The sequence below is a fragment of the Paraburkholderia hospita genome (assembly GCF_002902965.1).
In the GTDB taxonomy this organism is placed as follows: Bacteria; Pseudomonadota; Gammaproteobacteria; order Burkholderiales; family Burkholderiaceae; genus Paraburkholderia; species Paraburkholderia hospita.
On record NZ_CP026106.1, the window covers coordinates 2,852,100 to 2,875,694 of the forward strand.

The 23,595-nt window shown below is 62.1% G+C and carries 23 protein-coding genes and 1 pseudogene; 12 read left to right on the forward strand and 12 right to left on the reverse strand.

The features are described 5' to 3' along the window. Positions 1 to 56 precede the first annotated feature (56 nt). Genes C2L64_RS31385 through C2L64_RS31400 form a run of 4 tightly spaced genes read left to right on the forward strand, consistent with a single transcriptional unit; the run spans position 57 to position 3,587 of the window. Complete coding sequence (locus tag C2L64_RS31385; protein ID WP_009771192.1) at positions 57 to 1,091, forward strand: fatty acid desaturase; 1,035 nt, start codon at positions 57 to 59, stop codon at positions 1,089 to 1,091. Between the two features lie 41 nt (positions 1,092 to 1,132). Then, entirely contained in the window at positions 1,133 to 1,480 is a 348-nt protein-coding gene (locus C2L64_RS31390; RefSeq protein ID WP_009771191.1) for a MocE family 2Fe-2S type ferredoxin, read from the forward strand. Further along, entirely contained in the window at positions 1,477 to 2,724 is a 1,248-nt protein-coding gene (locus C2L64_RS31395) for an NAD(P)/FAD-dependent oxidoreductase (RefSeq protein WP_009771190.1), read from the forward strand. The genes C2L64_RS31390 and C2L64_RS31395 overlap by 4 nt, the downstream gene beginning before the upstream one ends. Continuing rightward, positions 2,721 to 3,587, forward strand: coding sequence for a sugar phosphate isomerase/epimerase family protein (locus C2L64_RS31400; protein WP_009771189.1), 867 nt, complete (start codon positions 2,721 to 2,723; stop codon positions 3,585 to 3,587). Before C2L64_RS31395 ends, C2L64_RS31400 begins: the two co-directional genes overlap by 4 nt. On the opposite strand, the gene C2L64_RS31405 is transcribed toward C2L64_RS31400, so the two are convergent. Next, positions 3,577 to 4,614: a LacI family DNA-binding transcriptional regulator gene (locus C2L64_RS31405; RefSeq protein ID WP_007731890.1), complete on the reverse strand. Its 1,038-nt coding sequence runs from the start codon at positions 4,612 to 4,614 to the stop codon at positions 3,577 to 3,579. The genes C2L64_RS31400 and C2L64_RS31405 overlap by 11 nt on opposite strands. Before the next feature lie 110 nt (positions 4,615 to 4,724). Here C2L64_RS31405 and C2L64_RS31410 point away from each other — a divergent pair, with 110 nt between their 5' ends. After that, positions 4,725 to 5,552 (forward strand): SDR family oxidoreductase, encoded by an 828-nt coding sequence (locus C2L64_RS31410; protein WP_009771188.1) that lies wholly within the window; start codon positions 4,725 to 4,727, stop codon positions 5,550 to 5,552. A gap of 50 nt (positions 5,553 to 5,602) precedes the next feature. Here C2L64_RS31410 and C2L64_RS31415 read toward each other — a convergent pair whose 3' ends face one another. Next, entirely contained in the window at positions 5,603 to 6,520 is a 918-nt protein-coding gene (locus C2L64_RS31415) for a LysR family transcriptional regulator (protein ID WP_039902872.1), read from the reverse strand. Positions 6,521 to 7,273: 753 nt separating this feature from the next. Between C2L64_RS31415 and C2L64_RS31420 the strand changes: the two genes are divergently transcribed. After that, positions 7,274 to 7,471, forward strand: a complete 198-nt coding sequence (locus C2L64_RS31420) for a hypothetical protein (RefSeq protein ID WP_007731874.1) — start codon at positions 7,274 to 7,276, stop codon at positions 7,469 to 7,471. Between the two features lie 132 nt (positions 7,472 to 7,603). Beyond that, entirely contained in the window at positions 7,604 to 8,122 is a 519-nt protein-coding gene (locus C2L64_RS31425; RefSeq protein WP_009771186.1) for a phasin family protein, read from the forward strand. Between the two features lie 133 nt (positions 8,123 to 8,255). Here C2L64_RS31425 and C2L64_RS31430 read toward each other — a convergent pair whose 3' ends face one another. After that, complete coding sequence (locus tag C2L64_RS31430; RefSeq protein ID WP_009771185.1) at positions 8,256 to 8,897, reverse strand: TetR/AcrR family transcriptional regulator; 642 nt, start codon at positions 8,895 to 8,897, stop codon at positions 8,256 to 8,258. A 73-nt stretch (positions 8,898 to 8,970) separates the two neighbouring features. Between C2L64_RS31430 and C2L64_RS31435 the strand changes: the two genes are divergently transcribed. The 3 genes and pseudogenes from C2L64_RS31435 to C2L64_RS31445 form a co-directional block, all read left to right on the forward strand. Further along, positions 8,971 to 9,591, forward strand: a complete 621-nt coding sequence (locus tag C2L64_RS31435) for a glutathione binding-like protein (RefSeq protein ID WP_009771184.1) — start codon at positions 8,971 to 8,973, stop codon at positions 9,589 to 9,591. A gap of 21 nt (positions 9,592 to 9,612) precedes the next feature. Next, on the forward strand, positions 9,613 to 9,963 hold the full coding sequence (locus tag C2L64_RS31440) for a VOC family protein (protein ID WP_009771183.1): 351 nt from the start codon (positions 9,613 to 9,615) through the stop codon (positions 9,961 to 9,963). Positions 9,964 to 10,097: 134 nt separating this feature from the next. Continuing rightward, positions 10,098 to 10,244: pseudogene (locus C2L64_RS31445) on the forward strand (acetoacetate decarboxylase family protein); the annotation flags it as partial. Between the two features lie 39 nt (positions 10,245 to 10,283). On the opposite strand, the gene C2L64_RS31450 reads toward C2L64_RS31445, so the two are convergent. Both C2L64_RS31450 and C2L64_RS31455 read right to left on the reverse strand, forming a co-directional pair. Next, positions 10,284 to 11,171 carry a ketopantoate reductase family protein gene (locus C2L64_RS31450; RefSeq protein ID WP_009771181.1) on the reverse strand — a complete coding sequence of 296 codons (888 nt, stop codon included), beginning with the start codon at positions 11,169 to 11,171 and terminating at the stop codon, positions 10,284 to 10,286. A 93-nt stretch (positions 11,172 to 11,264) separates the two neighbouring features. Beyond that, positions 11,265 to 12,155 carry an alpha/beta fold hydrolase gene (locus C2L64_RS31455; protein ID WP_009771180.1) on the reverse strand — a complete coding sequence of 297 codons (891 nt, stop codon included), beginning with the start codon at positions 12,153 to 12,155 and terminating at the stop codon, positions 11,265 to 11,267. Positions 12,156 to 12,397: 242 nt separating this feature from the next. On the opposite strand from C2L64_RS31455, the gene C2L64_RS31460 reads away from it, so the two are divergent. Next, positions 12,398 to 13,732 (forward strand): MFS transporter, encoded by a 1,335-nt coding sequence (locus C2L64_RS31460; protein WP_009771179.1) that lies wholly within the window; start codon positions 12,398 to 12,400, stop codon positions 13,730 to 13,732. A gap of 89 nt (positions 13,733 to 13,821) precedes the next feature. On the opposite strand, the gene C2L64_RS31465 is transcribed toward C2L64_RS31460, so the two are convergent. The 7 genes from C2L64_RS31465 to C2L64_RS31495 form a co-directional block, all read right to left on the reverse strand. Beyond that, positions 13,822 to 14,895: a glycosyltransferase gene (locus C2L64_RS31465; RefSeq protein ID WP_009771178.1), complete on the reverse strand. Its 1,074-nt coding sequence runs from the start codon at positions 14,893 to 14,895 to the stop codon at positions 13,822 to 13,824. Positions 14,896 to 14,967: 72 nt separating this feature from the next. Beyond that, positions 14,968 to 15,885, reverse strand: a complete 918-nt coding sequence (locus tag C2L64_RS31470) for a glycosyltransferase family 9 protein (RefSeq protein WP_009771177.1) — start codon at positions 15,883 to 15,885, stop codon at positions 14,968 to 14,970. A 1-nt stretch (position 15,886) separates the two neighbouring features. Further along, positions 15,887 to 16,789 (reverse strand): glycosyltransferase family 9 protein, encoded by a 903-nt coding sequence (locus tag C2L64_RS31475; protein WP_009771176.1) that lies wholly within the window; start codon positions 16,787 to 16,789, stop codon positions 15,887 to 15,889. Positions 16,790 to 17,029: 240 nt separating this feature from the next. Continuing rightward, positions 17,030 to 17,884 (reverse strand): hypothetical protein, encoded by an 855-nt coding sequence (locus C2L64_RS31480; RefSeq protein ID WP_009771175.1) that lies wholly within the window; start codon positions 17,882 to 17,884, stop codon positions 17,030 to 17,032. A gap of 108 nt (positions 17,885 to 17,992) precedes the next feature. After that, a complete protein-coding gene (locus C2L64_RS31485) occupies positions 17,993 to 20,275 on the reverse strand; it encodes an LPS-assembly protein LptD (protein ID WP_009771174.1) in 2,283 nt (760 codons plus the stop codon). Between the two features lie 116 nt (positions 20,276 to 20,391). Then, a complete protein-coding gene (locus C2L64_RS31490) occupies positions 20,392 to 20,796 on the reverse strand; it encodes a hypothetical protein (RefSeq protein WP_035537640.1) in 405 nt (134 codons plus the stop codon). Next, positions 20,789 to 20,968, reverse strand: a complete 180-nt coding sequence (locus C2L64_RS31495) for a hypothetical protein (RefSeq protein ID WP_007732493.1) — start codon at positions 20,966 to 20,968, stop codon at positions 20,789 to 20,791. Before C2L64_RS31495 ends, C2L64_RS31490 begins: the two co-directional genes overlap by 8 nt. Positions 20,969 to 21,234: 266 nt before the next feature. Between C2L64_RS31495 and bamA the strand changes: the two genes are divergently transcribed. Next, complete coding sequence (bamA, locus tag C2L64_RS31500) at positions 21,235 to 23,544, forward strand: outer membrane protein assembly factor BamA (protein WP_009771172.1); 2,310 nt, start codon at positions 21,235 to 21,237, stop codon at positions 23,542 to 23,544. The last annotated feature ends 51 nt before the right edge of the window (positions 23,545 to 23,595 follow it).

A 23,595-nucleotide genomic window follows, 5' to 3' on the forward strand; every position in this document is an offset into this window, starting at 1 on the left:
TCCCTGAAGCGCTGCGCTGATGGGATTCCCGCAAATCACAAAGAAGGAGACGACTCATGTCCTCGAGCTCTGCCGTCGACGGCGGCAGCACCGCCACGCCCAGTCCCACCGATCCCTCCTTCGACGCACGCATCGCCGAGCAGTGGTATCAGCCGCGCATTCCGCGCGCGGTGCTCAAGGAACTGATGAAGCGCGACGATGCGGCGGGCCTGCGCAATTTCATTCCGTGGTTCGCGTTGCTCGTCGCGTCCGGCGCGGTCGCGGCCTTCACATGGGGAACATGGTGGGCCATCCCTGCATTCTTCGTGTACGGCACGATCTATTCGTCGAGCGACGCGCGCTGGCATGAGCTGTCGCACGGCACACCGTTCAAGACGCGCTGGATCAACGACGCGTTCTATCACCTGTCGTCGTTCATGACGATCCGCGAAGGCTACTGGTGGCGCTGGAGCCATGCGCGCCATCACACGCACACGTACTTTCAGATGCGCGACCCCGAGATCCAGGTCACGCGCCCGACCAAAGTGCTGCCCATCGTCGTGGATTTCGTGGGGCTGGTCGGCTGCACACTCGAAATCGGCAAGATCGTGCGTCATGCGTTCGGCCGCGTCGATGCCGCCACCGACGCGTTTCTGCCCGCGAGCGAAAAGCCGAAAATGATCTGGTCGTGCCGTATCTATCTGGCCGTCGTGATCGGCACGATTGCACTCGCGGTCGCAATGCACAGCTTCCTGCCGCTGATGTTCGTATGGACGCCGCGCTTTTACGGCGGCTGGCTGCATCAACTGCTCGGCCTCACGCAGCATGCGGGGCTCGCTGTCAACGTGAAGGATCACCGGCTGAACACGCGCACCGTGCAGACCAACTTCGTGTTCCGCTTTCTCTATCTGAACATGAACTATCACCTCGAACATCATTTGCTGCCGATGGTGCCGTTCCATGCGCTGCCGCGCCTTCACGAAGCGATCAAGGAGCAGTTGCCACCCGCGTACCCAAGCGTGTATGCCGCGTATCGCGAGATGCTGCCCGCGTTGTGGAAGCAGCGCACCGACCCGACGCACGTGATCGAGCGGACCCTTCCCGCAGCGTGATCGCCGCGACCAACGCACAAAGAACATTGGAGGAGATAGCCATGAGCGTCGAAACGAATGCAAAGGTCCACTGGATTGCCGCTTGCGCGCCCGACGATATCGACGAGGAAGACGTGATGCGCTTCGATCACGATGGCGCGAGCTACGCGGTCTATCGCATCGCGGAAGGCTACTACGCATCGGATGGCTGGTGCACGCATGAGCAGGCGCATCTCGCCGATGGCTTCGTCGTCAATCGCGAGATCGAATGTCCGCTGCATCAAGGGCGCTTTGACATTCCGAGCGGCAAGGCGAAGAGCGCGCCCGTTTGCGTGCATCTGAAGACCTATCCGGTGCGCGTCGAAGAGGGCGAAGTTCTGCTCGGCCTTCCCGTACAGGACGCATCATGAGCGCGCAACCCGCGATGGTGATTGTCGGCGCAGGCCAATGCGGCGTGCGCACCGCAGCCGCGCTGCGCGAGAACGGCTGGGAGGGCGAAATAACACTGCTCGGCAACGAAGGCTCGGCACCGTACGACCGGCCGCCGCTGTCGAAAGCCGTGCTGCTCGGCGAACGCAGCACCGCGCAATGCGCGTTCTACGACGACGCGTTCTATCGCGACCAGCGCATCGACTTACGCGTCGATGCCTGCGTGCAGCAGATCGATCGCGGCGCGCGCAAGGTCGTGTTGCGCGACGCACGCACGATCGACTATCAGCGTCTGCTGATCGCGACGGGCGCCGAGCCGCGGCGGCTCGACGTGCCGGGCGCGAATCTCGATGGCGTGCATCTGCTGCGCACTGCAAGCGATGCCAACGCGCTCGCCGAAGTATTGCAGCCCGCACGGCGCATTGCGATTGTCGGCGCGGGCTTCATCGGCCTTGAAGTTGCCGCATCCGCTGTGGCGCGCGGCTGTGAAGTGGTCGTCATCGAAGCCGGCGCGCGCGCGTTGATGCGCGCGGTGCCGGAAGTCGTGGCGGGCTATCTGATCGACAGGCATCGCCAGATGGGCGTGCAGATCCATTTCGCCGCGCAGATCGATCGCCTGCTTGGCAGCACGCGCGTGTCGGGCGTCAAGCTCAAGGACGGCACGCAGATCGACTGCGATTGCGTCGTGGTCGGCATTGGCGTAAAGCCGCGCACGGAACTCGCGGAAGCGGCAGGCATCGATGTCGCGGACGGCATCGCCGTCGACGACACTTTGCGCACGAACGACCCGCATATCTTCGCAGCGGGCGACGTGTGCTCGTTTCCGCACCGTCTGTTCAGGCGGCGCATCCGGCTCGAATGCTGGAAGAACGCCGAAGATCACGCGCGCATCGTCGCGCGCAACATGCTGGAGCGCGGCGAGACGTATTCGGAAGTGCCGTGGTTCTGGTCGAATCAGTACGACATGACGATCCAGATTGCCGGCCTGCCCGCGTTCGGTGTAGAGAGCGTGGTGCGCGAAACGGGCGACACGTCGCGCATTTTCTTCGCGCTCGATCGCGACGGCGTGCTGGTCGGCGCAAGCGGTGTCGGCAAGGTCAGCGAGATCGCGCGCGATGTGCGCGTCGCACAGACCCTGATCGGGCAGCGCGCCTGCATCGAGCCGGCATTGCTCGAAGATCGCAGCGTCAAACTGAAGGGACTCGTCGCCGCGGAGGCGCTATGACGCAACGGCTCGCCGTGTATCAGTCGCTGTGGGCGATGGAGCGGCGGCATACCGACGACTTCGAGCGCACGCTCGAAGAGAACGTCGCGATGATCGCGCAAGCGGGATTCGAAGGCGTGAGCACATCGTATGGCTCGCGCGAAGACGTGCGGCGTCTTTCGCAAGTGCTTGCGCAATATGGCCTGCAAGCAGAGGCGCAATGCTTTCCGCGCACCGTCGAAGACCTGTGCCCGATACTCGAACATGCTGTCGAGTTCGGCGCGCATCATATCGACTTGCAACCGGACGTGCGGCCGCGCCGTGTCGCCGATGCGCTCGAACTGATCGACGGCTGGCAGCGGCTCGCGGAACAGGTGGACATTCCCGTCTACATCGAAACGCATCGCGACCGCATGACGACCGACCTGCACTTCACGCTCGATCTGCTCGACGCTCGGCCCGATCTGCGTCTGCTTGGCGATCTGTCGCATTACCTCGTCGGCCGTGAATTCGCGTGGCCCGTGAACGAAGCAAACGAAGCGGCGATGCAACGAATCATCGATCATTCGTGGGCGTTTCATGGACGCGTCGCGAGCCGCGAGCAGGTGCAGATCGAAATTTCTTTCGAGCCGCACCGCATGTGGGTCGATCTGTTCCTGCGCTGGTGGCGCGACGGTTTCGTGTCGTGGCGCAAGCGCGCCGGACCTGACGACACGCTCGTCTTCACCTGCGAACTCGGGCCGAAGCCTTACGCGATCATCGGTCGCGACGGCAACGACACGACAGACCGCTGGGCCGAATCGCTATTGATGCGCGACTGGATACGCGAGTTGTGGAACGAAGTGACGCAGCAGGAAGCGGTTGCGCTCGACGCTAGTCCGTAAGCGGCAGGTTCTCGCGCAGCAGCACCGTTACGGGAATCTGCTGCGCCAACGTCACGCCGGGATCGCGATGATAGTGACGCAGGATCACTTCGATCGAATGCAGCGCTTCGCCCACGGGGTTCTGGTCGAGCACCGCATCGAGCACGCCTTCGATCAGAAGACGCCGCGACGTGTCGTTGAGTTCGTGCCCGATCAGCACCGTCTTGTGCACACGGTCGAGCGTGCGCAACACGTTGCCGATGCCTTCGTCGCCAACCGAGATGTTGTAGATGCCGCGCAGATCCGGATAGCGGCGAAACGCGTCGCGCGCGAGACTTTCGGTGATCGACGATTGCTCGCGGCTCTCCACGGTCTCGACGATGTCGCAACTCGGAAAGCGCCGACGCAGCACAGAACGAAAACCGCTTTCACGTTCTTCATGGCCAAGAAAGTCATGCATGCCCGTCATCACCAGCACCTTGCCGCCCGCGTCGCCGAGAAAGCGGCCCATCAGCTCGCCAGCGACGCGCCCCGCACAGCGATTGTCGATGCCCACATAAGCGAGCCTGCCCGTGCCGGGCAGATCGCTCGCGAGCGTCACGACAGGCATTCTGTGGCTCACGTGACGCAGCGCCGCCGTGATATCCGGGTGCTCATACGCAACGATCACGAGCGCATCGGCCTTGCGCGTCGCGCGCTCGATCGTCTCGACGACGGCCTGCGGCTCGAGGCTGTCGAAGTACGTCACGGCGCAAATCACGCGCTGCGTTTCGAAGGTCTTTTGCGCGAGTTCGAAGCCCTGCTTCAGATGCACGTAATACTGCGCGACGGGCTGCTGCAACAGGATCGCGATGCGCAGCCAGCGCACCGACACCGCTTCGAGCGCGCGATCGATCTTCAGCTTGCGCGCCCATTCGAGCACGCGCGTTTCCTTGTCGCGCGAGACGCCGCCGCGCCCGTTCAATACCCGATCGACTGTCGCCTCGCTGACACCCGCTGCACGGGCAATGTCAGTCATGCTCGTCTTGCGGCGGCGCGTATCGGACATGGCTGGCTTCGTTGTAGTCGGCATACGCGCCATGATCGCATCGACGCCGCGCGCGCAGCAAGCCGAGATATTCACTATCCATCGCAGTACAACGTTGAAGGAGACAGTGCATGGAGCAATTCGATTCGAAGGTCGCGATTGTCACGGGCGGATCGCAAGGCCTGGGCGCCGCAATCGCCGCATTGTTCATCGAACGCGGTGCACGTGGCGTCGTCATTTGCGGACGCGCGAAAGAAAAAGGCGAAGCGAAAGCGCACGAGCTGAGCCGGCTTGGTGAGGCGCGCGGTGCAAAAGTCGTGTTCGTGCAGGCGGATCTCGCGAATGTCGATGATTGCCGCAAGGTCGTCGCTGCCGCCGATCAGCACTTCGGCCGTGTCGATGTACTCGTCAATGCAGCGGCGCTCACCGATCGCGGCACGATACTCGATACCGATCCCGCGCTATTCGACCGCATGTTCGCGACCAATGTGCGCGCGCCGTTCTTTCTGATGCAGGAGACGATACGCGTGATGCTGCGCGAGCGGATCGAAGGCACGATCGTCAACATCGGCTCGATGTCGGCGATGGCCGGGCAGCCCTTCATCTCCGCGTATTGCGCATCGAAAGCCGCGCTCGCGACGCTCACGCAAAACACCGCATATGCGCTGTTGCGCAATCGCATCCGCGTGAATGGATTGAATCTGGGCTGGATGGCGTCGGACGGCGAAGACCGCATTCAACGGGAATTTCATGGCGCCGCCGACGACTGGTTAAAACAGGCCGCCGCCGCGCAACCATTCGGCCGTCTGATCGACCCTGCCGAAGCAGCGCGCGCCGTCGCATTTCTGGCCAGCAGCGAATCGGGCTTGATGACGGGCTCGATCGTCAACTTCGATCAGTCGATCTGGGGCGCGTATGAAGATGCGCCGCATCCCGCCGAGCCCATGAAGAACGTTTGAATCGACCTGCCTGCTGCGGTCGCTGCGAACGCAGCAGGCAAACACCCGGGTCAGTCGTGCTTGCTAGCCAGATCGGGGTTCTTGTGCGCGATCTCCGATACCCAGTCGACAAACGCGCGCAGCCGCGAACTGAGATTGCGGCGATGCGGGTAGACGACGGAGAGCGGCGTCGTCGGGCTGTCGTAGTCGGTGAGGATTTCGGTCAGCGCGCCCTGCCGGATCAACTCGGACACCATGAAGCGCGACGGCTGGATGATGCCGTGGCCCAGTGCGGCCGCGTTGATATAGACGGAGCCGTCGTTCACGGCGAGCACGCTCTTCATCTGTACCTTCACGACTTCGCCGCCGACGTTGTACTCGAACGGAAACGTTCTGCCCGAGCGCGCTGATACGTAGTTCACGGCCTGATGCTCGCTGAGTTCTTCGAGCGTCTTCGGCGTGCCGTGCCGTTCCAGATAGGCGGGTGACGCGCACGTGACGATGCGCGCGCTGCCGATGCGCTTGGCAACCAGGCTCGATTCTTCGAGCATGCCCATGCGGATCACGCAATCCACGCCGTCCTGGATCAGATCGATATTGCGATCCGCGAGACCGAGGCGCACGTCGATTTCCGGAAAGCGTTGATAAAAGTCGTCGAGCGAAGGCAGTAGCAGTGCGCGCGCAAGCGTGCCCGACGTATCGACGCGAATCGTGCCCGCCGGACTTTCCCGCTTGTTCGACAGCGACGATTCGGCGTCCGCCACTTCGGCGAGGATGCGCACGCACCGATCGTAGAACAGCGCGCCGTCTTCCGTCACGCTCACCTGCCGCGTCGAACGGTTCAGCAGGCGCACGCCGACATGCTCTTCGAGCGCCTGAATCGTCCTGCTCACCTTTGCGCGCGGCAAATCGAGCATTTCCGATACCTTCGAAAAGCTGTTCGCGTCCACCACGCGAGTGAAGATCTCCATTGCCTCAAAGCGATCCATTTCCTGTGCCCTGTCATTGTTTGGCGGCAACACCCTCTGCTGCGACAGACGTTGCCCAATCGAACGGAACGGCGTCAGCGCGTTCCGACTGCCGGCTGCATCTCGCGCGCAGCCTGACGGGTAGAAAAATAGCACGGAGAATATCGCCACGTACGAGAAAGGGCGCGAACGGCGGGGCTTTAGGGGTCGCTGCGCGGTCTATCGAGCGATGCGAGGGGCGCGCTCCAGTAAAAATCCCGACGTCGAAGACGGCTCGACAAACGCGTGGTGATTAACCAATTCGATCAATCATTAAGCAGCCACGTATGATTAATATTATTTATTCGAAGCACGCCCAGGTCATTCATCTTTAAAGCTGGATTTTATCTATGATTAGCGTTCCCCGCAGGGTGCCTGGAAAACGTTTTTAAAGCATGATCGTACGTATCAATGCGCCGCGAGTATCCCGTCTGACCTTGTCGGTAAAGGGCTAGCGCCTAACCGCCACTTTCGCGAAGGCAAGTCAGCAGTATTTTCCTGGACGCCTGATTTACACACGAAATACTTGCCGCACATCAATCCGACAAAAGTACTTTGCGGCATACTGTTAATTCCGATTGAAATTTAAAAACCGCCGCATTAGGATGAGAACCCCGTCGATGCCATAAGCATGGTTCGGGCTAAAAAACTTCCAAACATATTTGCTGGCTGCAAAGGCATTTGCAGATCACTAATGTCAGCAAGCGCAGGCGCTGCGCCTTTCAGGAGATACCCGTGCTGAGCCCACACGAATTTTCAACGCTCATGCTGATCAAGAACGCGACCTCCCAGTCCGATTTCGATCAGGCCGATCTGCTCGCGCTGGCCGACCGCGAGTTCATCACCATTGAACTGCCCGAGGCCAGTGTGACGCCCCGTCTCACGGACCGTGGACATGCGCTGCTGGCTCGTCTGGGCGGCGCGCCCCTATGACGCTGCCGGGTCACGCTCAGACAAGCGACAGGCAGCCAGCGGCAACTTTCCTTTGACCAGCGGGCGCGTCGATCTACGATCGCATCGACGCCAGCCGGTTATTTCGTGCATTCAACCTTGCGAGGCCATCCGATGCTCACGACCATCGACGAACTGACTGCTGCACAGAAAGCCGGGGTTCAGACGTTCTTCAATATGACGAACGAGGCGGTGAGCGGCTTCGAGAAGCTCGTTCAGTTGAACCTCCGCGTCTTGCGCGAGGGCACGCAGCGCGCGACGAACGCGCTCGCCAACGGCGAGGCGCCGGGCATCGCTGCCGCCAGCCGCGGCGATTTGTCGGTTATCGAACGTGCCGCGCTCTATAACCGCCAGGTGTTCGACATCATCGCCGGAACGCAGGCCGCCATCGTCAGGCATGCAACGGCGCAATACGAAAAGCAGATGAGCACGGTGCAAGTCGAGTTTGGCGACGCTGCGCAGCGCGCGCCCGCAGGCGCAGAGGTCGCGGTGACGGCGATGAACTCGGCGATCACGGCAGCGAACGCATTCTATGAAAGTGTCTGGAAAACGGCTCAGCAGGCGGTCCAAACGGCCGAGAGCAATGTGAACGTGATGACACGCAGCGCGACGAGTGGTTCGCACGCCGCCTGAACGGGCGACGCGCGACATGCAGTTTTGTAGGAAACCGGACGCGATCCCCGCGTCAGGCGCATTTTCAGCCCGCTTTCGAGCGGGCTTTTTTTTCGTCGCGTGCAGCGTAGCGTTCCATGCAAAGCCAGGTCGACTATTTCTCTAACCGTTTTCGCGCACCACAAATCAGCATGACACCTTCGGCAGCCGTCGCTCGCAACGAGGCGCGCGAGTCACCCGCGCGCGAACGCAATGCAAGACTGTGCAGAATCGCTGACGCGACGCGCGCGAGCACCGCGGCATCCGCGTTGACTGAAAGCTCGCCGTCTGTTTGCGCACGGCGGATGCGCTTCTCGAATGCGCGATCGAACGATTTGAGGCCTTGCGCCAATCTGGTGCGCACGGCTTTATCGACTTTCGATTCGACCACGGCCGTGCCGATCAGAAAGCATCCGCGCGGCTCGCCGCCAGTGGGCAGATAAAGCGCGAGCGCGCTGTCGTAGACCCGTTGCAACGCCTGCGCCAATGGGATGTCGTCGCGCAACGCAAGATGCATCGCCTGCACGCCAGCTTCGACGTAACGGTCCAGCGTGCTCAGATAAAGCGAATGCTTGTCGCCGAACGCGGCATACAGGCTGGGGCGATTCATGCCCGTCGCATCGCTCAGCGTATCAAGCGACGTGCCCGAATAGCCGCCGAGCCAGAATGCATCGGTGGCGTTGCCGAGCGCATCGTCCGCATCGTAGGCGCGAGGCCGTCCGCGTGCGCGTTTCTCACTTTTTGTACTATCTCGCATATAAATATTGGCATCTCCGATTTTTGTCCACTATAGTACAAAAACCATCTATTAGTCGGGAGGAGACGTCGTTATGGATCTGTACTTTTCGCCGCTCGCGTGTTCGCTCGCTACACGCATCACGTTGTACGAAGCTGGCGCGCAGGCTGGCTTCATTCAGGTGGATACGAAACAGAAGAAGCTGCGCGACGGCTCCGATTTTTATCCAGTCAACGCACTCGGCCAGGTGCCCGTGTTGCGCACGGACGAAGGCTGGCTATTGACGGAGAACACAGCTATCCTGCCGTACGTCGCGGACCAGTTTCCCGAAGCGCAGTTGGCGCCTTTGCCAGGCACCCCACAACGCGCGCAGTTTCAGCAATGGCTCGGCTTTATCAGCACCGAACTGCACAAAGGCATTTTCGTGCCGTTGCTCGATCCCGCCGCGCCGCATGATTACGCGCGTCAAAAAGTTACGCGGCGGCTCGACTATTTGCAGACGCATCTGTCGACGCACGACTATCTCCTCGACCGCTTCACGGTCGCGGATGCCTATTTGACGACCGTGTTGAACTGGGCAAAGTATTGCGACGTCGATCTCGCGCAGTGGCCCGCCGTCGATGCGTATTACCATCGCATCGTGCAGCGTCCGCATGTGGCGAAAGCATTGGCCGAAGAGATTGCGTTGTATCGTGAAGAACAGGCGCTTCAATAACGGATCACGCGAGGATTGCCGATGAAGGTCAACCGCATCGTCTCGAACATCGAAGTGCAGGACGCGGCGCGCGCACAGCGCTTCTATCAGAAGATTCTCGGCCTCGACCTGCTGATGGATCACGGCTGGATTCGCACCTACGGTTCGGACCAGCCGATGACGGTGCAAATCAGCTTCGCGCAGCAAGGCGGCTCGGACACACCCGTGCCTGACCTGTCGATCGAAGTCGACGACGTGGACGCCGCCTGTGAAGCGATGCAGGCCGCCGGCTTTGCGATCGAATACGGTCCCGTCGACGAGCCGTGGGGCGTACGGCGCTTTTATGTGCGCGACCCGTTCGGCAAGCTCGTCAACATTCTCGCGCACCGCTAGCACGCGGGCATTCGCACGGCCTTAGGGCAGCGGCAGGCATTCCGGAAAATTGCCATCGAACGGACACACCGTTGCGCGCGCAATCGCTTTACTATTGACGCGCGCAGTGTGCGCTGCCTACCGGGAGAACGTCCCCGGCCGCGCTCGAATTGCGGCCCCATGCGCTCGCGCCCGTTGCGGATCTGCCCGTGCGGCGCGTGGTCGGCGCGCGCCAGGTCGTCGCCAATCTCACGCTCGATATCGGTGAGGTCGCGTTCGACTATCTGGCGAACGCCGAGTAGCAACATGGCATGCGGCGCATGCGCGGCACGCGCCGTTCGCTATTTGCTTTCGATCAGCTTGACGAGCGTATGCAGCAGGCGATTCGACGGCGTCGCAACGCCAAGCGCGTCGCCCCGCCGCACGATCAGTCCGTTCAGATGATCGATCTCGCTGCGCTTGCCGCGCGACAGATCTTGTGCCGTCGATGAATACTGCCCAGGCATCGTCTCGGCGATCATGCGCACGGCCTTGTTGATGTCGCCGGGAATCGTGACCCCATCGGCCTTCGCGACGGCGAGACACTCGTCGACGATATCGCGCATCACGGTTGTCACGCCCTCGCCTTTCACGAGCCGCCCATAAGGCAACTGCGTGATCGCCGACAACGCGTTGTAAGCGCAGTTGAGGATCAGCTTCGCCCACAAAGCGCCGCGCACGTTGTCCGAGATTTCGGTGGGTACGCCTGCCGCGATCAGCGCCTGTGCGACTTCCGCGCTCGCACTGGACGGCTCGATCACCAGCTCGCCGCGTCCGTGATGCCGCACGTGCCCCGGTCCGGCCATTTCCGTCGCGACATAGACGACGGCGGCCGCCACTGGCTGCGCAATGACCTTGCGCACTTCGTCCGCGTTTTCGACGCCGTTCTGCAGCGACAGCACGAGCGTGTCAGGCGCGAGAAATGGCTTGATTTCCAGCGCCGCGCTTTGTGTATCCGTCGATTTCACGCAGAACAACACTAGCTTCGCACCCTGCACCGCACTCGCCTGCGTGCTTGCGGCGAGGGGAATGCGCTCGTCGAACGATTGCGCTTCGAGACGCAGGCCGCTGCGCTCGATCGCCTCGACGTGTTGACGGCGTCCGATCAATACCACTTCATGTCCCGCGCGCGCCAGCATGCCGCCGTAGTAGCAGCCCACCGCGCCCGCGCCCATTACGGCGACTTTCATATCAACGCTCTTGTGTAGGGAATTGAAGCGTCAAAAGTTACCACACGCTGCGCGCGGACGTGTCGAACGCGGCAGTAAAGAGGCGCGTTTTTGTCAGGCGCGCGTGCGCACGGCGAGCAGCGCGTCGGCGAATGCGGCGGGCGCCTCTTGCGGCAGATTGTGTCCCGCGTCGTCGATCACGCGGTGCTCGTACGGCCCCGTGAAATGCGGCGCATGATGCGCGGTCCCGCCGATTCCCATCACGCCGTCGGTGCTGCCGTCGAGCGAGATCGCCGGCACGGAGATGGGCGGCTGCGCGGCGAGCTGCCGCTCCATTGCGTCGTAGCGCGGATCGCCTGCCACCAGCGCATAGCGATGCCGGTACGAATGAATCACGACATCGACGAAATCCGGGTGATCGAACGATGCCGCTGTGCGCGCGTAGCACGCGTCGTCGAAACGCCAGGTCGGCGACCAGAGTGTCCATAGCAGACGGCACAGCGCGCGGCGATTTTCGGTGAGGCCGGCGCGTCCGCGCTCGCCGTGAAAATAGTATTGATACCAGTGGCGCAACTCGTTTTCCGGCAACGCTGGCTTGCCCGACGCTGCGATGTCCTGGATGTTGTAGCCGTTGACCGTGACGAGCCCCTGCACGCGCTCCGGATAAAGGGCGGCGACGATGCATGCGGCGCGCCCGCCCCAGTCGTAGCCGCCGAGCAACGCGCGTTCGATCTGCAGCGCGTCGAGCAACGCGAGCAGATCGGCGGCGAGCGCTGCCTGCTGGCCGGAGCGCGGCGTAGCGGCGGAAAGGAAGCGCGTCGGCCCGTAGCCACGCAGATACGGCACGATCACGCGCGCGCCCTGCGCGGCGAGCAAAGGCGCGACTTCGTCGTAGGCGTGAATGTCGTAGGGAAAACCGTGCAGCAACAAGACGGGCCAGCCTTCGGGATGGCCGGACTCCTCATAGGCGATATCCAGCAGTTCGGTGCTCACGTGCTTCGGCATGACCGGCGGCTCCTTTTCAGGCGATCTACAGACGACGTTCGGGGCGCAGCGAGCGTTCATGGTAGCGCCGCCGCACGAATCGCGCTGCCCGCTTGCCTCGCGCGAAAGAAAGTCGGTTTACCGCAAACCGATGTCGTATTCTTGCCATGCCAGCCGTTCGGCGGCCCGCTACATTCGATCAGACGACGCCCGCAAACCGTCGCTATCCGGGTGCCGCGAGAGACGAACCAGACCGAGCAAGCATGAAACAGGCACACGATCCGGCGACCCAGCCGTGCGGCGCATTCCCTCTGCACAACACGCAGCCCCTCGCCGATTTCGTCGATAGCGGCCCAGCTCTGGGCAAGCCTGTCGCGCCCGTTTCCGCGCCGCCGCCCGCTGGCAGCCTGCGCGCCACTGCGATCCTGCTGCTCGGCTACGCGATTCTCATCACGGGCAACGGCCTGCTCGGCACGTTGATCTCGCTGCGGCTCATCCAGCAGCAGGCGCCGTCGATCGTGGTCGGCGTCGTGCAGTCCGCGTACTACGTCGGCTTCATGATGGGCGCCTTGTACGGCGGCTCATTGATCGGGCGCGTCGGCCATCATCGTGCGTTCGTCACCTTCGCGGCGGCGTCCGCCTGTTGCGCGCTCGGCTACGCGGTGTGGGACGCGGACGCGGTCTGGGTGGCGCTGCGCTTCATCACGGGCTTTTGCCTCGTCGGCATTTTCACCGTGGTCGAAAGCTGGCTGCATCAGGTTGCGAGCAACGCGCAGCGCGGTCGCGTGTTCTCGGCCTATCTGATCACGAACTATCTCGGCGTCGGCATCGGCCAGTTTCTGATCGGCCTCGCGGACCCGGCGGGCTTCGAACTGTTCAGCGCCGTCGCCGCGTTGTTCACCGCGTCGCTGATTCCCGTTGCCCTGGCGGGCACGGCGCCCGGCCCGATCGCCGCGCACGACACCCATGCGGGCGCCTCCTGCGGCGCGCGGCTCGCGCGCGGCCTGTCGGGCTTGCAGACCATCTACCGATGGGCGCCGCTCGGCGTCGTCGCATGTCTCGCGGCGGGCCTGCTCAACAGCGCGTTCTACACGATGCAGCCGGTGTTCATGCGGCGCGTTGGCTATTCGGTGCCGGACGTGTCGCACTTCATGGGCTTCGCGCTGCTCGCGGCGCTCGTGCCGCAATGGCCCGTCGCGCGGCTCGCCGACCTGTTCGACCGGCGCAAGGTGCTGCTGTGCCTCGCCGCGCTCGCCGGGTCGCTGAGCGTCGTGCTGTTCATGCTGCGCGCCGGCGTGCTGATCGAAGCACTCGGTTATCTGTATGTCGCCGTCGCATTCTCGATGTATGGCGTCGTCACGTCCTATGTGAACGACTGCGTTCCCGCCGACGAGCGGATCGCCGTCAGCGCCGGTCTGCTGCTGATCTTCTCGCTCGGCGCGAGCGGCGGACCCACGCTCTCGTCGGCGATGATGGCGATCGCCGGGCCGGCCGGCCTCTATCTTTTCACAGCCCTCGTGATGGGCCTGCTCGCGCTGCTGACGCTGCGTAACCTACGCACGAAGGCGCCGGCGCGGCGCGTTGCCGACGCGCGTTAGGCTTCGCTTCATCCGCATTGTCGACACATGCGCAACGCGCGGCGCGCTCACGGATCTTTTGCCCTTGTAGCCCAGCCAGTACCTGCGCCTTAAGCCGCCGCCATTCCCACCTGATCCGCCAGCGCAAGCAGATCCGACACATGCCGCGCGATGCACGCGTCGTACAGCACCGCATCGCTTGAAAACGTCCGCCGCAAACGCGGCTCTTCCCGCGCGCTGCGCACGGCGTGCATGAGCACGCGGCGCAAGCTGTCGACATCGTTCGGCGCGAATACGAGCTTGGCCTGCGGCGCGATCACATCGTGGCAGCCAATATTCGACGACAGGATCACGGGCGTCCCGCACATCGCCGATTCCACACCGACGAGACCGAACGGCTCATAGCTCGACGCGAGGATCGTATAGTCGGCTGCGCGGTAGCCGTCTTCGATCGCGTTCACGTAGCCGATATAGCGCAGCCGCTGCGACGTGCGTTCGGGCGGACGCCCCGCCACCGCGACGACGACGGGCAGATCGAGATCGCGCAATGCGGCTTCGATCAACGGCAGTCCCTTGCGTGCGTGACTGCTCGACGGAAACAGCAGCACGATTTCGTCGTCGGCGAAACCAAGACGTTTGCGCAATGCGCGACGCTCATCGTCGGCGACGGGCGAGAAGCGGCCGTTGTCGACGGGCGGATACAGCACGCGGATCTTCGCATCGTCGACGCCGTACAGCAGCCGCAATTCGTCGCGCATCTGCGGCGAATGCGCGACAACAAAGCGCGCGCGCCGGTATTGACGGCGCTCGAGCGCAATCTGCCGGCGATCGAAGAACGACGGCGCGCGGCCTGTCGCGCTGAGAAAACCCAGATGCGTGCCGCCGCAAATCGCGATCTCCGACGCTTCGACGCGATTGCAGCCGATCAGCACATCCACTTTCGCATCGCGCCGCATCGCGCTCAGACGCCGCGAAAACCATTCGTCCCGCCACTTCCCGGGCAGGAACGACACGTTGATCCGGTGCGGCTCGACGAGGCGGCTTTCCGGCAACTTCGGATCGAACGCGCGGCCGAACACGGCCAGCTTGATCCCGGCCGCGACGAGTCCCCGTGTCACCTCGATCGCATAGCGTTCGAGGCCCCCGCTGTACTTCAGTGCATTGCACGACAATCCGATTTTCATGCTTTTTGTTCGATTACCAAACGGCACTGGCAAGTCATCGCGCTTCCGATGTCAGGATACATCGCGCGTTCTTTAGCCCTGCTCCGCCAATTGCCTGAACACAGCAACAACGCGTCGACACGTCAGCGCCTCGCGCCAGAACTTTTCCTTCAGCCGCGCCGTCGGCAGCCATTGCCACGGCAATACGACGCGCACGGTGCCCCACGCCGGCCGCCAGCGCTCGGCCACGGCTCTGCGGCGGAACAGGCTGATGGTCGGGACGGACAGATTCGACGCCAGATGGCCGATGCCCGAATCGTTGCCGATGAACCAGCCCGACTCATAAAGCCAGCAAGCGAGCGCATGCAGATCGTCGAATACGGGCGCGGCGATGCCGAGCCTTTCGAGTTCGCTCCAGCGTGCCCGCTCGTTGGGCGCAATCACGAAGCACACTTCGTAACCGAGCGCCTGCAGGCGCCTCGCCAGCGCGATGAAACGCGCCCGCGACCAGCGCTTGTCGTCGGTGCTCGCTTCGGGGTGAATCACGACGCGATGCCGATACCGCCGATGCTTCAACGTCGCGGGCGCCGTGATGCCGTTCTCTGTCGTCCCGGTGACGATACCGAAGCGCGTACGGCAAAAGTGCGCGAAGCGCTCCGCCATGCAGCCGGGCGCATTGGCATACTCGATATCGTGCAGATCGATCACATGAGGATGCGCGCCCGCAAGATGCGCAAACGGCTGATGCCGATGCATCTGCAAGACGGCGTCGAATGCTTCGAGGCGTGTTGCGCAATCCGCCTCGTGTGGCAGCGGATGAATCTCGACATGAGGAAACCAGTGTCGCAGCGCAAAAACAGGCGTGCCGAACACGCAGACCTCGATACCGCTTGCGCGCAGGTTCTGCACGATCACCATCGAAACCAGCGAATCGCCGATTGCATTCGACATCACGAACGCGACTCGCCTGATCGAAGCGAGGCGCACGCTCTGCGGCAATGTCGCGTCCACGTCAGGCCGCCTCGCGTTGCAATTGCTGGAATGCGCGCAGCACCTGATTCACCGACAACGCGTACTTCCAGCAGCGCTCCTTGAGCCGGCCCGTCGGCAGCCACGCGCCGCCGACCAGCACTTTGCCCGCGCCCCAGCCCGGACGCCATGTGCGCGCGATACCGTTGCGCATGAAAAGCGACAGCGTCGGCACCCGAAGGCACGACGCAAGATGACCAATGCCCGAATCGTTGCCGATAAACCAGCCGCTCTCCACGAGCCACGCGGCGACGTTATCGAGCGTACCGAGGCGCGGCAAGCCGATGCCGTGCTGTTGCACGTGTTCCCAATCGGCGCGCTCTTCGTCGGTCACGATGAAATGCGGCTCGAAGCCCTTTGCTTTCAGCTCCAGCGCAAGGCGCACGAAGCGCGGCGCGAGCCAGCGCTTGTCCGGCGTGCTGGCCGTCGGATGGATTGCCACGCGCAAACGATGCTTGCGATGAATCAGCCCTGCCGGAACCGCGAGGCCATTGCCCGGCTCCGCGTGATGCAGACGCAGCGACTCGCGGCAAAATTGCGCGAGGCGTCCCGCCATCGGTTCCGTCGAAGGTGCGCGGCACAGATGCTCCAGCACGAGCGCGTCCGGATGGCGCTGCTCGAGGCGCGGCACTGGGCGGTTGGCGTGAAGCTGGATGACGGTATCGAACGGGCGCAGCAGCGCGTCGGCATCGTCGTCGCGCAAGGCGGGCTGGATATCGATGCCGGGAAACCAGTCGCGCAACGCCCGCATGTGCTGGCTGAACACGGTGACTGTCTTGCCGCTCAATTGCAGATTGCGCGCGACCGTCATCAGCAGCAGCGAGTCGCCCAACGCCGGCGACGTGGTCACCGCTACGTTCAAAGCCGAATCGTTGGCGTGCTGCATGGTTGTTGCTCTCGGTGAATGACGTGGACCTGGCATCGCGCGTCGACGTATCCGACCGCAACGCATTATAGGTTTGGGCCTGTCACGCAGGATTTGTGCAATCTTTCCAACTATTACGCGGGAAGCACCGCATGTCGCTACAGCCCTTGCGGCGCGCAATCGAATCGCGCCGGGCACACACATGCCTTACGCGATAAAGAATCTGAAAGCCTGAGCGACGTGTGAGAGCGGCATCCATGTTCAGCCGGTCCGCTTTGCATCGCCGTTATAGTAGCTCAGGTCCGTGTCCGACAGAAGACGCTTCATGTGCGGTCCGTGCGTGCGCAGGTTGGCGGCTTGCAGCCATTCCTTTTTGCCGCGCAAGCGGTCAAATGCGTCGTGACGGGGCGCGTCGGCCGCACTCGGCCAGTGATGACAGACGAGACTCAACGGCTCGCAAACATCCCTGAAACCGGGGTGCACGGGTTCGCGTTCATCCATGCCGAGCACGGCGCGTCGCCCGAAGCGTTGAATCACGCCTTCGTAAAGCCGCTTTTCGAGGATGTCTCGATCGCCGGGATGCAATGAACGGATGACATCGAGCATCGCGGGCGTGCTCTTCGCGATGAAGAACTGGGTCGACAGGGATTTGCGGTCGCGTATGCCGTAACGCGATCCGCACCGTCTCAACCACAGCGCGAGGCGCGCGCGCAGCCTTCTTCGTATGTCATCCGAACGGCTCCATTCAGGCACGCGATCGGTGCTCCATGACGATGCCGCGACAAGCGCGTGCGGCGATGTTTCGAGCCTCTCCAGATAACGCACGATCACGTTCTGATCGAAGATCCATGTATCGGCTTCGAGGTGAATGACGTAATCCGCTTTCAACTTCGTGACGGCCGTCTCAATCGACGCGACGAGCAGATCGTGCGCGCCGCGCGTCAGCGGCTTCGGCTCGCGCATGACCAGAATGTCCTCGATGTAGCGCGTATAGCTCGCATCTGCGCACGCATGCACGACGGGCCACTTGCGCGGCCAGTTCAGCTTGATGATCTCCATCGAAATGCGCGCACAATCCGTGCGATTGAACGAGGTCAGGCAAACGACGACTTGCATGTTGGAATAGCATCTTCACGAAGCGTCACATACTGCATCAGATTCGTACGGAATTTCGCGCCGGTTCGTCGCGCGTGTCTTACATAATATTTCCGCCGCTACGCACCGTCATTGATATTCGCTAAAGCGCGAAACAGGCGCTTCGTCGGCAGGCGCGGACGAATAGCCGGGCACGTCCGCCTTGAACTGATCGAGCAGACCGCGATCGGTCCGCGACAGGCCCTTCAACTGAAGCTGCATCAGCACGCGCGTGCCCGTGCTCGGCGACGACGTGCTGCTCGTCGCGTTCGTGTACTTTTCCAGCGCGAACGCGAGCGACCAGCATTGCGCGTCGTACTGCAATCCGAGAAGGCCCGCGATCAGACGGTGCGTGCTCATGTCGTAATTGACGCGCGCGACGCTCGCCAGGTTCTTTGCGAGCGGCCATTGCCCCGACACGATGAACTGGTTCACGGGCTGAAAGTCCAGCGTCGTGTTGGCGCGCGTGTACCGGTAAGCGATATTGAGCACATGTGCCGTCGCCGGCGACCACGCAAGGCCGACCGATCCTTGCGTCAGATAGTTGTTCGCCTGGCTGTACTGCAACGCGTTCTCTACATTGATGCCCGCGCCAACCTTGATTGAACTGCCAGCGATCAAGCTGGTCCGCGCGACGTTCGCCGTGCTTTCCGTGTCGTATAGCGTCACGCGTGGCTGACGGAAATCGTAGCGCTGCGCGATCACGAAGCGCGCGCGTTCGTCGCCTGTTGCGGCGTCGATCAGGCGCGACGTCAGCGCAGCCGTCACGCGGCTTTCATCGGACACGCGATCATTGCCGGCAAACGCGTTGTCGCTGAAGAGTTCGCCCAGTCCGAAGTCCGCTTCCGTCGTGTCGAAAAGCGGCACGTATGTCTGATTGCGATAAGGCGTATAGACGTAAAAGAGCCGCGGCTCCAGCGTCTGGATATACGAGCTTCCCCAGATGCGCACCGTGCGCTCGAACGTCATGCCCGAGTCCAGACTCAAGGTCGGGATGTTCACGTTCACATTGCGCGGCTGCCCTGCTGGCGCGTCGGACGCGATCGAAGTCAGATCGTACGAAGCGAAATGCCATTTGATCTTCGGCGTGAAAAACCAGCCGGGCCGCACGATCGGATAGCTGACGAAAGGATTGAACACGAAACGCGTGCCTTGCGTTGCATCGTCCGATGACAGCGTGAATCGCGTCGCGTCCGCCTCGAAACCATAATCGAAGCCACCAACGTCGTAACGGTTGTAGTGTACGTTGAGCTGTGGCTCGCGGTTGTAGGTCGTGTCGCTGGAAAACGACTGCCAGTGCTGCTCGCGCGCGAGCACCGACCACGGTCCGGTGTTGTACGTAAGACCGGCTTCCTGCTGATACAGCGTCGTCGAAGTGGTCGGAAACGCGCTGCCCGAGCCGAGATCGGTCGACACATTTGCATCCGACACACGGTTGTAATTGACGTAAGCGCCGAAGCCGGAGCCGATATTCCAGACATGATTCAGGTCAATCGAGTAACGGCGCTCGTGCGTCGTGATGTCGTTGGGCAAGTAGGCAATCGCCAGCGAGCCGGACGATGCGCTCGTCAGATACCGGTAGTCCGCGCTCAGCATTTCGCCGCGCTTCGACATGTAACGCGGCGCAATGGTCAGGTCGTAGTTCGGCGCGATGTTGAAGTAGTAAGGGACAGTGATGTCCACGCCGTTCTTCGAACTCATCGACCATGTCGGCGACAGCAGGCCGCTGCGGCGCGCGCCGTCGAGCGGGAACGATAGCCACGGGCTCGCGAGCAATGGAATGTTCTGAAAGAACAGCACGCCGTTGTGCGCGACGCCTTCGTCGGCGCCACGGTCCATCGTGAATTGAGACGCGCGGATGTACCACGCGGGATTCGTCTCGCACGCACAGGTGCTGTACGTGCCGTCTTCGATCTTCGAACGCTCGTTGTCGAGCAGATCGGCGCGCTTGCCGCTGCCCCATCCGCCGTTCAGATAGAAGTGGTATCTGGGCTGTGCAATGAAGCCTTCGCTGGCGTTCACGCGCAACTGGCTGAACGGTCCATCGAACACGTCGCCCTTCGAAACAATGCGGACGCTGCCATATGCATCGGCCATGTCGTGATCGGGATCGTAGTGCAGCGCGTCGCCTTTCACGACGAAACCATAGCGGCGCAGTTCGGCGGCGCCCTTTAGCGAAATGTCGCTATCGACGGTGCCTGTGACGGAGTCGCCCAATGCGATCGTTGCCGGTTTTGCATCGGGTGGACTGGATGCTTCGGTGAGTTGCGGCGCGATGCGCAAGCTCCACGCATCGGCAAGACGTTCGGCATTAGCCGCGTCGCCGGCAAGTTGCGCGTGAACTTGCATCGGCGCGAGCAGGCAGAGCACCAATGCGGCAATGGGCCTGATAGCGAGGCCCTGGACTTCTCGGCGGAATATCAAAGCGGAATCGTGGCGTCTGATTGACGGGCGGACGCCGGCCCGAATGAAGATGCGTCCCGAGCGTCTTACTGCAACGTCACGGCGTCGCTGTTGACCTGAGCGATGGTGGCGCCAACGGACGCAGCGACGCCGCTCAGCGCCTCGATCAACGGAGCGATCTGCTCGCACGGCAATGAAAACGAAATGCCCATGTTGCCCGCGAGCCTGAAGCGAATGACGGCTGTCTGCGTGCCGTTCAGACGCCCTATTTCCCAGCCGTAGCTCTGAAACGCAAAGGCCATGTGCTCGTTGTTGTTGATGATTCTGTCCGAATGCTCGATCGCGTTCGGCAGTGCGACCAGCAACTGGTCGAGCACGGAGCGGTGGATCGCCGTGGTCGCCTGATTGCCGTGAAGCAGCAGGTGGAGACCGTCTTCCGTCATCTGCAGATCGGCAATCGAATCGACAACGTGTGTCTCGCGCTCAGACATGGCGCAGCCCGCTCGCGCCTGTTTGCACATCGGCTTCGCGCTCGCGATGTGTGCGCGTGTCTTCGACCCACGGTTCATAAGAAGAGGCCCGGGCCAGCCAGGCGGAGAAAAGCGGCGTGGAGCTGGCGCGTAACACAGCAACCAGTACGACGGGATCGATATGTTCGAGCATGGCGAAGAACCAGAGGTGGGTGGAGTCGGCACGATACCGCCACCTTCGCTCTCAACGCGTTACCACGACCCTACCGATTCTTTGCTGCACCTTTCCGCCTTTGCACGACATCGACCGTGCAGCGCGCGCCGCTATTCATCGCTGCGCTATTCCTTACCGCACGCAACAAATAAACAGAAAGTTTGGCGTAACCCTGCGCAAGAAGCCCATTCCTATACTCGCGGCTTTCCATAGTGAGTCGCGTCCCGCTCTCAACAAGATCCTCGATGAAACAAAGTGCATCAACTATCTGTCTCGCCAGTGCGATCACGGTGTGCGCCACGTCACTGACGCCATCGACCGCGCATGCCGGCGACTCCGTGGTCGTCACGGACATCCGGCTCGACGGCTTGAAGCGCATTGAAGCGGGAACGCTGCTCGCCAACCTGCCCATCAAACGCGGCGATACTTTCACGGACGACAAGGCATCGCAGGCCGTGCGCGCGATCTACGACACGGGCCTCTTCAGCGACGTCAACGTGTCGCTCGAAGGCGATGTCGTGGTGGTGCATGTCGTCGAGCGGCCCGCGATTGCGGAGATCGACTTCTCCGGCATTCACGAGTTCGAGAAGGACAATCTGACGAAGGCGCTGCGCGCCGTCGGTCTGTCGCGCGGCCGCCCTTTCGATAAGGCACTCATCGACAAAGCCGAACAGGAACTGAAGCGCCAATACCTCACGCGCGGCTACTACGCCGCGCAAGTAGAAACCACGACGACGCCCGTCGACAGCGGACGCGTGTCGGTTCTGTTCTCCGTCATCGAAGGTCCGAATGCGAAGATCAGGCAGATCAATTTCATCGGCAATCACGTGTTTTCGGAAAGCACGCTGCGCGACGAAATGGAACTGTCGACGCCGAACTGGTTTTCCTGGTACACGAAGAACGATCTCTATTCGAAAGAGAAGCTCGGCGCCGATCTGGATCGCCTGCGCTCGTACTACCTGAACCGCGGCTATCTGGAGTTCAGGATCGATTCGACTCAGGTGTCGCTGACGCCCGACAAGAAGGAGATGTATCTGACGCTCAACCTGCACGAAGGCGAGCCCTATACGATCACAGGCATCCGGCTCGCGGGCAATCTGCTCGATCGCGAAGCGGAACTGAAGCCGCTCATCGGTATCAAGCCCGGTGAAACGTTCTCCGAAGACAAGCTCAAGGCAACGACGAAAGCGATCGTGGACCGGCTCGGCGAGTACGGCTACGCGTTCGCTGCCGTCAATGCGGTGCCGCAGATCGATCAGGACAAGCACACTGTCGATCTCACGCTGCAAGTCGATCCGGGACGACGCGTGTACGTGCGCCAGGTGAACGTGGAAGGCAACACGCGTACCCGCGATGAAGTGATACGGCGAGAAATGCGCCAGCTTGAAAGCGCGTGGTTCGATTCGAACCGGCTTTCGCTTTCGAAGGAACGGGTGAATCGGCTCGGCTATTTCACCGACGTCGACGTGACGACAGTGCCCGTTGCGGGTTCAAACGATCAGGTCGATGTCGACGTCAAGGTCACGGAAAAGCCAACGGGCGCGATTACGCTCGGCGCGGGCTTTTCTTCGTCGGACAAGGTCGTGCTGTCGGCGGGCGTCACGCAGGACAACGTGTTCGGCTCGGGCACGAGCCTCGGCGTCAATGTGAATACGGCGAAGACGTATCGCACGCTGTCGGTCACGCAGACGGACCCGTATTTCACCGTCGATGGCATCAAGCGTATTTCGGATGTCTACTATCGCACCAGCTATCCGCTGTACTACAGCAACGACGAGAGCTTTCGTATCGTCTCGCTCGGCGCGGACCTGAAGTTCGGTATTCCGTTTTCGGAAGTCGATACGGTCTACTTCGGCCTCGGTATCGAACAGGACCGCTTCAATACCGACTCATCGACGCCGCAAGCCTATCTCGACTATGTGAGCGAGTTCGGCCGCGTCGTCAACAACGTGCCGCTGACGGCGGCCTGGTCGCGCGATGCCCGCGACAGTGCGCTCGTGCCGAGCCGGGGCTATATGCTGCAGGTCAACGGCGAGGTCGGCACGCCCGCGGGCGAAACCGAGTACTACAAGACCGACGTTCAGAGCCAGTATTACTACTCGTTCGCGCGCGGCTTCATTCTGGGCATGAACCTGCAGGCGGGCTATGGCAATGGCTTCGCGGGCAAGGCGTATCCGATCTTCAAGAACTACTACGCGGGCGGTATCGGCTCGGTGCGCGGCTATGAGTCGAGTTCGCTTGGGCCGCGCGATTCGTCGACGGGCGACTCGATCGGCGGCTCGAGGATGGTGGTCGCAAACGTCGAGATGACATTCCCGCTTCCGGGCAGCGGCTGGGATCGCACATTGCGCGTCTTTACCTTCGTCGACGCGGGCAACGTGTGGGGCAACGAAGGCAACAGCACGGGTGCGAACGGTTTGAGATACAGCTATGGCGCGGGCCTCGAATGGATTTCGCCGATCGGTCCGCTGAAGCTCTCGGTCGGCTTCCCGATCGTCAGGCACGCGGACGACAAGTACCAGGTGTTCCAGTTTCAGATCGGTACGTCTTTCTAAATGGACCGACGAAAAAAGAGCCCGCTTTGAAGCGGGCTCTTTTGCTTTCGA